This is a genomic window from Phocaeicola abscessus CCUG 55929 (genome assembly GCF_000312445.1).
Lineage (GTDB): Bacteria > Bacteroidota > Bacteroidia > Bacteroidales > Bacteroidaceae > Phocaeicola > Phocaeicola abscessus.
Genome location: NZ_HE997182.1, coordinates 19024 through 31994 on the forward strand (window position 1 = coordinate 19024; position 12971 = coordinate 31994).

Below are 12971 nucleotides of genomic sequence, written 5' to 3' on the forward strand. Positions count from 1 at the left end.
TACAACCAAGGATACGTTGACTAACCTCAAATTCGATGTCCGATAACCTATCCGGATAGGTCGACCAACCCCAAATTTGAAGTCCAATAACGTCAATGACGGGGTTCCTTAACCTCAATGACGGGATAAAAGACCGCACCGGATAGGTCCCTCCACCTCAACGACAAGGTTCGGAACGGCAAATCTTAGGTTACCTAACGTCAACGACGGGGTTCGAAACGGCAAATTTGACGTCCACCAACCTATCTGGATACGTCCTTCGACCTAAACGGTGAGGTTGTTTATCCCGCCGGATACGTCCTCCTAAACGAAACGGCTGCGCCAAAACTTTCATTTCGACGCAGCCATCTCCTTTTTATCGCACTGAAAGCCGATCTGTCAACGGTTCATCACCACACGTTCTTCCAAACTTCTCTCACTTTCCTCGCTCACTTCATCGTTATAGTCGATGACATTCTTGCGATTGGCCAGGATCCGATCGTATTCTTCCTTAGAACCGACAATCAACTTATCGTATTCGCGTTGTCCCGTACCGGCAGGAATCAGGTGACCTGTAATCACATTCTCCTTCATGCCTTCCAGGAAGTCGACTTTTCCTTCGATGGCAGCTTCGTTCAATACTTTTGTCGTCTCCTGGAACGAAGCGGCGGACATGAAACTCTTCGTACCCAAAGCGGCACGAGTAATACCTTGCAGAATCTGCGTGGATGTGGCGGGAAGAGCATCCCGCACTTCGACCAATTTCAAGTCGCGTCGTTTCAACGCACTATTTTCATCCCGTAACTTGCGAGCAGTCACAATCTGACCGGCTTGCATATTCTGCGAATCTCCCGGATCGACCACGACTTTCTTTCCCCAAATGCGGTCGTTTTCATCACGGAAATCCTGCCTGTCCACAATCTGTTGTTCCAAAAAACGCGTATCGCCCGGCTCATTGATTTCGACCTTGCGCATCATCTGACGAACGATAATCTCAAAGTGTTTGTCGTTAATCTTCACTCCTTGTAGGCGATAGACATCTTGCACTTCGTTCACAATATATTCCTGAACGGCAGTAGGACCTTTGATCGCCAAAATATCCGACGGCGTGATCGCCCCGTCCGACAACGGGGTGCCCGCCCGAACATAGTCGTTCTCCTGGACCAAGATCTGTTTAGATAGGTTCACCAGATATTTCTTTTGCTCACCCGTTTTAGAAGTGACGATAATTTCACGGTTCCCGCGTTTGATCTTACCCATGGTTATTTCGCCGTCGATTTCGGAAACGATCGCAGGATTGGACGGGTTACGGGCCTCAAACAATTCTGTGACGCGAGGCAGACCGCCGGTGATATCGCCGGCCTTCCCTACCGCTCGCGGAATCTTGACGAGGATATTCCCAGCCTTCACTTGCTGACCGTCTTCCACCACGATGTGGCCTCCTACGGGGAAATTATACGTACGAAGCACGTTTCCTTGAGCATCGACCACGTCGGCAGTCGGAACTTTCGTCCGATCCTTCGATTCGATGATAATAATCTCGCGCAAACCTGTAGATTCGTCAGACTCGACCGCATAGGTCACATTCTCGACCATGCTGTCGAAGCGGATCTTACCGGTAACTTCGGTAATGATGACGGCATTGAAAGGATCCCACTTGGCAATGAGCTTTCCCCGTTCTACCGTATCGCCATTGGCCGCATACAACGTCGAACCGTAAGGAATATTATGGCTGGACAAGACGATGCCCGTATGAATATCCACCAATCGGAGTTCTGCCAATCGACCGACAACGATCTTCACGATTTCGCCGGTATCATCCGTCGCATCTACGGTTCGGAGTTCGTCGAATTCCAACCGTCCGTCATTCTTCGTGACGATGCTTGCATCGGCGGCCATGTTGCCGGCGATACCGCCGGCGTGGAAGGTTCGCAAGGTCAACTGCGTACCCGGTTCGCCGATAGACTGTGCAGCGATCACGCCCACCGCCTCACCTTTCTGTACCATCCGGCTGGTAGCCAGATTGCGTCCGTAACATTTAGCACAGACGCCATGCTTGGCCTCGCAAGTCAGAACGGAACGGATTTCTACACTTTCGATAGGAGAATCTTCGATCTCCTGGGCAATATCTTCCGTAATTTCCTCGCCTGCGGCAAGAATCAACTTGCCAGTGGTAGGATGAATAATATCGTGTACGGTTACGCGGCCTAAAACTCGTTCGTATAACGTGGCAATGATTTCGTCGTTATTCTTCAATGCCGTGCAAACCAAGCCGCGAAGCGTACCACAATCTTCTTCCGTTACAATCACATCGTGGGATACGTCGACCAGACGTCGGGTCAAATACCCGGCATCCGCCGTCTTCAGTGCAGTATCGGCCAATCCTTTACGCGCGCCGTGAGTAGAGATGAAATACTCCAATACGGACAAACCTTCTTTAAAGTTCGACAAGATCGGATTCTCGATAATCTGAGCTCCTTCTGCACCCGCTTTCTGCGGTTTCGCCATCAAACCGCGCATCCCCGACAACTGACGGATCTGTTCTTTGGAACCGCGTGCGCCGGAGTCCAGCATCATGAACACGGAATTAAAGCCCTGATCATCATTCTTAATGGTCTTATACAGAATATCGGATAAGTCACCGTTTACATGGGTCCACGTATCGACCACCTGATTATAACGTTCGTTATCAGTAATGAAACCCATGTTATAGTTAGCCATAATCTGCTCTACTTCTTCGTTTCCGCGCCGAACGAGCTCTTCCTTTTCTTTCGGGATGATAATGTCTTCGAGGTTAAACGATAAACCGCCTCTGAACGACATGCGATAACCGAGGTTCTTAATGCCATCCAAAAATTCGCAGGCGCGGGCGACACCAACCTTCTTGATGACTTCACTGATGATATCGCGCAAGGATTTCTTCGAAATAATGGTATTCAAATAACCGACCTCTTCGGGAACGATTTGATTCACGATGACACGACCTACCGACGTTTCCTTCATCATGACGTCGACAATATTCCCGTCCTTATCCAGGTCTTTCACCACCACGCTGATAATGGCATGCATGTCCACTTTGCCCAAGTTATAAGCAATGATCGCTTCTTCAGGGCCATAAAAGGTCAAACCTTCGCCCTGGGCTCCTTTCCGCAGTTTGGTAATATAGTAAAGCCCGAGAACCATATCCTGCGCCGGTACGGTAATAGGAGCTCCATTGGCAGGATTCAAAATGTTATGAGGTTCGAGCATCAACAGCTGGGCTTCTAAAATAGCTTCATTGCTCAACGGCAAATGAACCGCCATCTGATCGCCGTCGAAGTCGGCATTAAACGCAGTACATGCTAAGGGATGTAACTGAATGGCCTTTCCTTCGATCATGTGAGGCTGGAAAGCCTGAATACCCAAACGGTGCAAGGTAGGAGCGCGGTTCAGCAATACAGGATGTCCTTTCATGACATGCTCCAAGATATCCCAGATGACCGGTTCGCGCCGATCTATGATCTTCTTGGCCGACTTCACCGTCTTTACGATACCGCGTTCTATCAGTTTGCGAATAATAAAAGGTTTATACAATTCTGCAGCCATCAGCTTAGGCAAACCGCATTCGCCCATCTTCAATTCCGGTCCGACCACAATGACGGAACGAGCGGAGTAGTCCACGCGCTTGCCTAACAAATTCTGACGAAAACGCCCTTGCTTGCCTTTCAAACTGTCGGAAAGCGATTTCAATGGGCGATTGGCTTCGCTCTTGACAGCGCTCGACTTACGCGAATTATCAAACAAAGAATCGACGGCTTCCTGCAACATACGTTTCTCATTACGTAGAATCACTTCGGGCGCTTTGATTTCGATCAAGCGCTTCAGCCGGTTATTGCGAATAATAACGCGACGATACAAATCATTCAAATCGGAAGTAGCAAAACGACCGCCATCCAACGGAACCAAAGGGCGTAAATCCGGCGGAATAACCGGAATGATGCGCATAATCATCCACTCCGGTTTATTCCGTCCGCGAGAAGCACGGAATGCTTCCACAACCTGCAAGCGTTTCAAGGCTTCGTTTTTACGTTGCTGGGAAGAATCGTTGTTCGCCTTATCGCGCAATTCATACGACAAGGCATCCAAGTCGATTTCAGACAAGAGGTCTAATAACGCTTCCCCTCCCATCTTAGCGATGAACTTGTTCGGATCCGTATCTTCCAAATACTGATTGTCTTTAGGCAATTTATCCAATAAATCGAGGTATTCATCCTCCAAAAGTAAATCGAATTTCTGAATGCCTTGGTCGGCAGCCGCTCCGGGGCGAATAACCACATAACGTTCGTAATAGATGATGGAATCCAATTTCTTGGTCGGCAACCCGAGCAAATACCCAATCTTATTGGGCAACGAACGGAAATACCAAATATGTGCGACGGGAACGACCAATTGAATATGTCCCGAACGTTCGCGACGAACCTTCTTCTCCGTTACTTCCACACCGCAACGGTCACAGACAATACCTTTGTAACGAATGCGCTTATACTTACCGCAAGCACATTCATAGTCCTTTACCGGTCCGAAGATACGTTCGCAAAACAGTCCATCTCTTTCCGGTTTATACGTACGATAGTTAATCGTCTCAGGTTTTAACACCTCACCGTACGAATTTTCCAAGATTTCTTCCGGAGAAGCTAATCCGATGGAAATCTTCGAGAAATTACTCTTTAGCTTATTTTCTTTTCTAAAAGCCATATTAATTATCTTGTAAAGAGTTATTTAAAATTATTCAAGACGGATACTTAAACCTAAGCCCTTCAATTCATGCAATAACACGTTCAACGATTCAGGAATGCCGGGCGTAGGCATCGGTTCTCCCTTGACAATCGCTTCGTAAGCTTTCGAACGTCCATTTACGTCATCCGACTTGATCGTCAAAATCTCCTGTAGCACGTGCGACGCGCCAAATGCTTCGAGCGCCCAAACCTCCATTTCTCCAAAACGCTGGCCGCCAAACTGCGCCTTGCCGCCCAAAGGTTGCTGAGTAATGAGGGAGTACGGCCCAATGGAACGGGCATGCATCTTATCTTCGACCATGTGTCCCAACTTCAACATATAAGCTACGCCCACAGTGGCAGGCTGGTCGAATTTCTCACCGGTCTCACCATCGTACAAATCTGTTTTGCAATAATGTGAAAGATCTGCTTTATCCGTCCACTTATCCAAATCGTCCAATGTGGCACCATCGAAAATAGGAGTTGCAAACTTCAGTCCTAAGGTTTTCCCTACGCGTCCTAACACAGCTTCGAATATCTGTCCGATATTCATGCGGGAAGGTACACCCAACGGGTTCAAACAAATATCTACCGGGGTACCGTCCGCTAAGAACGGCATATCTTCCTGACGGACAACTCTCGATACAATGCCTTTATTTCCATGACGGCCGGCCATCTTGTCTCCGACACCGATCTTGCGTTTCTTTGCGATATATACTTTCGCCATCTGGATAACTCCTGAAGGAAGTTCATCGCCTATAGTGAGAGCAAATTTCTTGCGCTTCAGTTCCGCATCCATTTCCTTATACTTTTTCAAGTAATTCATGACCAAATCTCGGATCATGTTGTTTTTATGAGCATCTGTCGTCCATTTATTCAACTGAACAGTTTCATAATCCAGATTCTCCAAAACGCCTTTATTGAATTTAGCTCCCTTGGCGATAACATCCGCACCGGTATAATCCTTCACACCTTGTGAAACTTTGCCGTTAGTAAGCGCCAACAACTTTTCAACCAAGACGCCTTTCAGTTCATCCGCCTTTGCTTTGAATTCTTCATCCAACTTCGGCATTAAAGCCTTATCCGAAGTTTTTTCGCTACGTGTTTTCACTGCACGGGAGAATAATCGTTTACCGATGACTACACCGTGTAACGAAGGAGAAGCTTTCAACGAAGCATCCTTTACGTCACCGGCTTTATCGCCGAAAATGGCGCGCAATAATTTTTCCTCCGGAGAAGGGTCGGATTCCCCTTTGGGAGTGATTTTGCCGATCAAGATGTCACCCGGCTGAACACGAGCGCCGATACGGACGATACCGTTATCATCCAAATCCTTGGTCGCTTCTTCACTCACATTTGGGATATCGGAGGTAAACTCCTCCATACCTCGTTTCGTCTCACGAACTTCCAACACATATTCATCGACATGGATGGAAGTCAAAAGGTCTTCACGGACTACCCGTTCATTCAAGACGATGGCGTCTTCATAGTTATAACCTTTCCAAGGGATATAAGCAACCAAGAAGTTTTTACCCAAAGCCAGTTCACCGTTTGCAGTCGAATAACCTTCAGTCAGGATGTCACCTTTCTTAACACGCTGTCCCTTCGCACAAATAGGACGGAGGTCAATAGTCATACTTTGGTTCGTACGACGGAACTTAGGGATTTTATATTCCTTCAGGGCCGACTCGAAACTAACGAACTCTTCATCTTCCGTACGGTCATACAGCACACGAATGGTAGTAGCATCTACAAATTCTATAACTCCATCGCCCTCCGCTGCAATCTGCGTACGAGAATCTTCGGCCAATTGCTTCTCGATACCCGTTCCTACGATAGGAGCTTCGGTACGCAACAGAGGTACAGCTTGGCGCATCATGTTAGAGCCCATGAGCGCGCGATTAGCATCGTCGTGTTCCAAAAACGGAATTAAAGAAGCAGCGATCGATGCGATCTGCTGTGGAGATACGTCCATCAAATCGATCTGGGTAGGTGAAACGACAGGATAATCGGCATCCTGACGAGCTTTCACCCTATCGCGAACAAAATCTCCATCCTCATTCAAAGGAGCGTTTCCCTGTGCAATAATCTTATCTTCCTCCTCCTCTGCGGTGTAGTAGCGAATTCCTTCGTCGGACAGATCGACTTTTCCATCCATAATTTTACGATAAGGAGTCACAATGAACCCTAAATTATTAATCTTCGCATAAACGCACAGCGAAGAGATCAAACCGATATTAGGCCCCTCAGGAGTTTCGATAGGGCACAAACGGCCATAATGAGTATAGTGTACATCTCGGACTTCGAATCCGGCACGCTCACGAGTTAAGCCGCCAGGGCCTAAAGCCGACATACGACGCTTATGGGTAATCTCAGCCAAAGGATTCGTCTGGTCCATAAACTGCGACAAGGCATTTGTTCCAAAGAAAGAATTAATGACTGAGGATATGGTCTTTGCATTGATCAGATCAACGGGAGTAAACACTTCGTTATCACGAACATTCATACGTTCGCGAATCGTACGCGCCATGCGAGCCAAACCGATAGCAAACTGGTTGGAAAGCTGTTCGCCGACAGTACGGACGCGTCGGTTACTCAAATGATCGATATCGTCTACATCCGCTTTCGAATTGATCAATTCAATCAGATATTTAATGATTTCAATAATATCCTGTTTGGTCAGCACTTTGACATCTACATCCGTAGTTAAACCCAATTTCTTATTGATCCTGTAGCGGCCCACTTCCCCGAGATCATACCTCTTTTCAGAAAAGAATAAATTGTTAATAACCTCGCGAGCACTGGCATCGTCAGCCGGGTCGGCATTTCGCAATTGTCGATAGATATAAAGTACAGCCTCTTTTTCCGAATTGCTCGGATCTTTCTGAAGAGTATTAAATATAATAGAATAGTCCGATGAATTCGCTTCGTCCTTATGAATCAGAATCGTTGGAACGTTGGAATCGATAATTTCCTCAACATGTTCCGCAGTCAACACTGTTTCTCGATCGATAATGACTTCATTGCGTTCGATAGAAACCACCTCTCCGGTGTCTTCATCGACAAAATCCTCGGTCCAAGTCTTCAAAACACGGGCGGCTAATTTCTTGCCCACTAATTTCTTTAAATTCGTCTTATTAACTTTTACCTCTTCGGCAAGATTAAATATTTCCAGAATATCTTTATCCGTTTCGAACCCGACAGCACGCAACAAGGTGGTGACAGGCAATTTTTTCTTACGGTCGATATACGCATACATCACGCTGTTTATATCCGTTGCAAACTCGATCCATGAGCCTTTGAAAGGAATGATACGAGCCGAATACAACTTGGTGCCGTTAGCATGAATGCTCTGTCCGAAAAACACGCCCGGAGAACGGTGCAACTGAGAAACGACAACACGTTCCGCCCCATTGATGACAAAAGTGCCCTGTGGCGTCATATAAGGGATAGGCCCCAAATAGACATCTTGAACAACCGTATCAAAATCCTCATGATCAGGATCCGTACAATAAAGCTTGAGTTTGGCTTTCAATGGTACACTGTAGGTAAGACCGCGCTCCAAACAATCCTCTATAGAATAAGCAGGCGGATCGATATAATAATCCAAAAATTCGAGAACAAAATTATTACGGGTATCGGCGATGGGGAAATTCTCTGCAAAAACCTGATACAATCCATCTTTCTTTCTTTTCTCAGGAGGAGTATCCAATTGTAAAAAGTCTTGGAATGACTTCAATTGTACTTCTAAAAAATCCGGATAAGGCATCGGATTCTGGATAGAAGCAAAGCTAATTCTTTTGTTTTCTGTATTTGAAGACATTTGCTATAAAGATTAAAAGAACGATACGAATAAAAACGCAAAAAGGTTAAGAATTCTCTGAGAGAATTCTTAACCGAAATATCCTGACAAACAGGGATTTTTACTTAAGTTCAACCGTTGCACCCTCTGCTTCGATTTTTGCTTTAAGCGCTTCGGCATCGTCTTTAGACAAGCCTTCTTTCAGAGTACTAGGAGCACCGTCAACCAAGTCTTTGGCTTCTTTCAATCCAAGACCACATTCCTCTTTCACCACTTTAATGACTTTCAGTTTAGCAGCACCTGCTTCTTTCAATACCACATCAAAAGAAGTTTTTTCCTCAGCGGCTGTCTCCCCCGCAGCAACGGGAGCGGCAACAGCGACAGCTGCAGCAGCCGGTTCAATACCATATTCGTCTTTAAGGATAGTTGCAAGTTCATTCACTTCCTTAACTGTCAAGTTAACTAATTGTTCAGCAATAGCTTTTAAATCTGCCATTTCAGTATAAATTTAATTGTTTGTTACTAAATTGATTGATAATTATTATTCGGGGCGCTTACTTAGCGTTTCGAGCACCCCATGAATAGTATTTGCTCCTGATTGAAGAGTGGAAACGACGTTCTTAATCGGAGATTGCAACAATGCAACGATATCAGCAATCACTTCGCTCTTACTCTTAATATTAGCCAGCGTATTTAATTGATCTGCTCCAACGTATATTCCTTCTTCGGCATAGGCACCCTTTAAAGTAGGATTGGTATCCTTGTATTCTTTCAAGAGCTTGGCAGGAACATTTGCTACTTCTGCAAACATCACTCCCGTGTTGCCTTTCAAAGAATCGAATAAGGGTGAATAATCCACATCCTCCATGCTCAAGAGAGCTCTGTGAAATAAAGAATTCTTCACCACAACCAATTTTACGCCCACTTCAAAACATCTTCTCCTAAGTTGAGCCGTAGCTTCTGCATTCATGGCAGTCACATCGATCAAATAGAAATGACCATATTTTTTGATGGTTTCCGAGAGTTGACTTATAATAATGCTTTTATCTTCCTTTTTCATGACTTCCTTCCTCCGTTATTGGTTTTCGGCAACAGCTTTCGGATCAATCTTGATGCCTTTGCTCATTGTTGTCGAAAGATAAATGCTCTTCATATAAGTACCTTTAGCTGCTGTCGGTTTCAATTTGATAATTGTATCAATGAACAGACGAGCATTATCTACAATCTGTTCGGCCGTAAAACTCACCTTCCCAATGGAAGTATGAATGATAGCGGTTTTATCAACCTTAAAATCAATCTTACCTTGCTTAACTTCTTGCACAGCCTTGGCAACATCCATAGTAACCGTACCACTCTTCGGATTAGGCATTAATCCACGAGGGCCGAGAATACGGCCCAGAGCACCGATCTTTCCCATATTCGACGGCTGGGTGATGATCACGTCCACATCTGTCCATCCTCCTTTGATCTTTTCAATATATTCATCCAGACCAACATAGTCGGCACCAGCTTCTTTGGCGGCAGCAGCAATTTCAGTATCAGGTGCCACAAGTACTAAAACTCGAACTTGTTTGCCCGTTCCGTGGGGTAATGAAACCACTCCACGCACCATCTGATTAGCTTTCCGAGGATCTACGCCTAAACGCACTGCAATATCGACAGAAGCGTCAAACTTCGTAAAAGTGATTTCTTTTAAAAGTTTAGCAGCTTCATTGAGTGAGTATGCTTTCCCTGCTTCAATTTTCCCTGCAGCCAACTTTTGATTTTTTGTCAGTTTACTCATTATGATAATTGAAGTTTATTGATTATTACTCGGGAATTCACCTTTTACGGCAATACCCATACTTCGGGCCGTACCAGCTACCATCGTCATCGCCGACTCTACCGTAAAGCAGTTCAAATCGACCATCTTGTCTTGGGCGATGGTACGAATTTGGTCCCAAGTCAATTGCGCCACCTTGTTACGGTTCGGTTCTCCAGAACCTTTCTTAATCTTTGCCATTTCTAACAACTGTACTGCGACAGGAGGAGTCTTAACGATGAAATCAAAAGACTTGTCCGCGTAGTAAGTGATAATGACAGGCAAGATTTTACCTGCCTTATCCTGAGTTCTGGCATTGAATTGCTTGCAAAAATCCATAATATTGATCCCCTTAGAACCTAAAGCCGGCCCTACGGGAGGCGATGGATTAGCAGCTCCTCCTTTAATCTGTAATTTGATTAATCCAGCAACTTCTTTAGCCATTTTGTTTATAATTAATTATTAATATATACCGAAAGAAGGGCATGTAACATCTGCCTTATTCTTTCTCCACGTCCATAAAGCCAAGTTCTACAGGAGTCTTACGTCCGAAGATCTTGACCATCACTTTCAGTTTCCGTTTATCCCTATTCACGTCTTCAATGGTTCCACTAAATCCGTTAAAAGGGCCAACAGTCACTTTCACAGCATCTCCAATTACATAAGGAATCATCGGTTCCTCTCCTCCTTCTCGAAGTTCATCTACCGTACCAAGTATTCTACTGATTTCCGATGAACGAAGTGGCGTGGGATTTTCCATGCCGCCTAAGAAGCCCAAGACGTTGGGAACGTTCCTCAACAGATGAGGGATCTCCCCCACTAATGCAGCTTCGACAAGAACATAGCCCGGGAGATAATTTTTCTCCTTCACTACTTTCTTACTGTTCCGGATTTGATGTACTTTCTCCGTCGGGATCAATACCTGAGAGACGTAATTGCCAAAGTCTCCGTTTTTTATATCCGCTTCGATATATTCTTTGACTTTGTTTTCCTTACCACTGACGGCACGCAAAACATACCATTTTTTCTCAATCTCAGACATTTCACCAGGATTAATGCGGATAAATGATATCTTCCATGAAAAATTGGAAGACGGAATCCATCAGAAATACGACCAACGCAATGAGTAGGGAAGCATATAAAACAACCACTGCGCTGTTAGACAATTCCTTACGAGTAGGCCATGTCGTTTTATGGACTAATTCGTTATAAGATTCTTTGCAATAATTGACAATTCTCTGATACATAGTCACAACAATTAGCACGGGAGGAGAGACTCGAACTCCCGACCCTCGGTTTTGGAGACCGATGCTCTACCAACTGAGCCACTCCCGTATAAATCGGTTCTCAACAAAAATAGTGAGAACCGATAGATATAGAATATCAATCTTCAAGCGCCGTGATCTGACCTGCACCGACAGTGCGTCCACCTTCGCGAATAGCGAAGCGAAGACCTACATTCAACGCAACCGGATAAATCAGTTCTACGTTGATCGTGACATTGTCGCCGGGCATTACCATTTCTACGCCTTCCGGGAGACTGATCTCGCCCGTACAGTCCATGGTACGAATATAGAACTGAGGACGGTACTTATTATGGAATGGAGTATGACGTCCGCCTTCTTCTTTCTTCAAGATATAAACCTCTGCTTTAAATTTAGCATGGGCTTTGACTTGACCCGGATGGCAAAGGATCATACCGCGTTTAATTTCATTCTTATCAATTCCGCGAAGTAACAATCCGACATTATCGCCCGCTTCGCCTTCGTCCAACAGTTTACGAAACATCTCCACACCGGTAACGACAGACTTCTTATCTTCCCCCAGCCCGAGGATCTGAACTTCGTCACCAATCTTCACGACACCGGTTTCAATACGCCCCGTAGCTACAGTACCGCGACCGGTGATGGAGAAAATATCCTCCACAGGCATCAAGAAAGGTTTATCTTTATCGCGTTGCGGCAATGGAATCCAAGTATCTACAGCATCCATCAACTCTATCACTTTGTCTTCCCATTCCTTAACGCCGTTTAAAGCACCTAATGCCGAGCCGCGAATGATCGGAGTATTATCTCCGTCATACCCGTAGAAAGAAAGCAATTCACGCATTTCCATTTCTACCAGCTCCAACATTTCTTCATCTTCCACCATATCGCATTTGTTCAGAAATACAACCAGACGGGGAACGTTTACCTGACGAGCCAAAAGGATGTGCTCGCGTGTCTGAGGCATCGGGCCGTCGGTAGCAGCAACTACAATGATAGCGCCGTCCATCTGAGCAGCACCCGTAACCATGTTCTTTACGTAGTCGGCATGTCCCGGACAGTCTACGTGCGCATAGTGCCGATTTGCAGTTTCATACTCCACATGAGAAGTATTAATCGTAATACCGCGTTCCTTCTCTTCGGGAGCATTATCGATCTGATCGAATGATTTGACCTCATCCTTCTTTGAGAAACCTCTTTCAGCCAAAACTTTGGTAATGGCAGCAGTCAAAGTGGTTTTCCCGTGGTCAACGTGACCAATCGTACCAATGTTAACATGTGGTTTCGTACGTTCAAATTTCTCTTTAGCCATAGCTTTACTTGTTATTGTTATTTATTTGATTAGTAATCAATATATCTCCCTCACTCTG

Annotated in this window: 9 protein-coding genes and 1 tRNA gene; all 10 read right to left on the reverse strand. The window is 45.4% G+C overall.

What is annotated here, in order from left to right:
* Positions 1-378 precede the first annotated feature (378 nt).
* The 10 genes from rpoC to tuf all read right to left on the reverse strand — a co-directional run bounded on the left by rpoC (position 379) and on the right by tuf (position 12913).
* Positions 379-4713 carry a DNA-directed RNA polymerase subunit beta' gene (gene rpoC / locus BN102_RS00165; protein ID WP_019207021.1) on the reverse strand — a complete coding sequence of 1445 codons (4335 nt, stop codon included), beginning with the start codon at positions 4711-4713 and terminating at the stop codon, positions 379-381.
* A 30-nt stretch (positions 4714-4743) separates the two neighbouring features.
* Positions 4744-8556, reverse strand: coding sequence for a DNA-directed RNA polymerase subunit beta (rpoB, locus tag BN102_RS00170; protein ID WP_036786861.1), 3813 nt, complete (start codon positions 8554-8556; stop codon positions 4744-4746).
* A 100-nt stretch (positions 8557-8656) separates the two neighbouring features.
* Positions 8657-9031, reverse strand: a complete 375-nt coding sequence (gene rplL / locus BN102_RS00175; RefSeq protein WP_019207023.1) for a 50S ribosomal protein L7/L12 — start codon at positions 9029-9031, stop codon at positions 8657-8659.
* Between the two features lie 45 nt (positions 9032-9076).
* Positions 9077-9595: a 50S ribosomal protein L10 gene (gene rplJ / locus BN102_RS00180; protein WP_019207024.1), complete on the reverse strand. Its 519-nt coding sequence runs from the start codon at positions 9593-9595 to the stop codon at positions 9077-9079.
* Between the two features lie 15 nt (positions 9596-9610).
* Positions 9611-10318 (reverse strand): 50S ribosomal protein L1, encoded by a 708-nt coding sequence (gene rplA, locus BN102_RS00185; RefSeq protein ID WP_019207025.1) that lies wholly within the window; start codon positions 10316-10318, stop codon positions 9611-9613.
* Between the two features lie 15 nt (positions 10319-10333).
* Entirely contained in the window at positions 10334-10780 is a 447-nt protein-coding gene (gene rplK / locus BN102_RS00190; RefSeq protein WP_019207026.1) for a 50S ribosomal protein L11, read from the reverse strand.
* Positions 10781-10835: 55 nt separating this feature from the next.
* Complete coding sequence (nusG, locus tag BN102_RS00195) at positions 10836-11378, reverse strand: transcription termination/antitermination protein NusG (protein WP_019207027.1); 543 nt, start codon at positions 11376-11378, stop codon at positions 10836-10838.
* A 10-nt stretch (positions 11379-11388) separates the two neighbouring features.
* A complete protein-coding gene (gene secE / locus BN102_RS00200) occupies positions 11389-11583 on the reverse strand; it encodes a preprotein translocase subunit SecE (RefSeq protein WP_019207028.1) in 195 nt (64 codons plus the stop codon).
* A 15-nt stretch (positions 11584-11598) separates the two neighbouring features.
* Positions 11599-11671: transfer RNA gene (locus BN102_RS00205), tRNA-Trp, on the reverse strand.
* Between the two features lie 48 nt (positions 11672-11719).
* Positions 11720-12913, reverse strand: a complete 1194-nt coding sequence (gene tuf / locus BN102_RS00210; RefSeq protein ID WP_019207029.1) for an elongation factor Tu — start codon at positions 12911-12913, stop codon at positions 11720-11722.
* Between the last annotated feature and the right edge of the window lie 58 nt (positions 12914-12971).

Bases quoted from the DNA above. Each gene is read 5' to 3' on its own strand.
- secE (WP_019207028.1), bottom strand. From the start codon at position 11,583: ATGTATCAGAGAATTGTCAATTATTGCAAAGAATCTTATAACGAATTA.
- rplL (WP_019207023.1), bottom strand. From the start codon at position 9,031: ATGGCAGATTTAAAAGCTATTGCTGAACAATTAGTTAACTTGACAGTT.
- tuf (WP_019207029.1), bottom strand. From the start codon at position 12,913: ATGGCTAAAGAGAAATTTGAACGTACGAAACCACATGTTAACATTGGT.
- rplJ (WP_019207024.1), bottom strand. From the start codon at position 9,595: ATGAAAAAGGAAGATAAAAGCATTATTATAAGTCAACTCTCGGAAACC.
- rpoB (WP_036786861.1), bottom strand. From the start codon at position 8,556: ATGTCTTCAAATACAGAAAACAAAAGAATTAGCTTTGCTTCTATCCAG.
- rplK (WP_019207026.1), bottom strand. From the start codon at position 10,780: ATGGCTAAAGAAGTTGCTGGATTAATCAAATTACAGATTAAAGGAGGA.
- nusG (WP_019207027.1), bottom strand. From the start codon at position 11,378: ATGTCTGAGATTGAGAAAAAATGGTATGTTTTGCGTGCCGTCAGTGGT.
- rpoC (WP_019207021.1), bottom strand. From the start codon at position 4,713: ATGGCTTTTAGAAAAGAAAATAAGCTAAAGAGTAATTTCTCGAAGATT.
- rplA (WP_019207025.1), bottom strand. From the start codon at position 10,318: ATGAGTAAACTGACAAAAAATCAAAAGTTGGCTGCAGGGAAAATTGAA.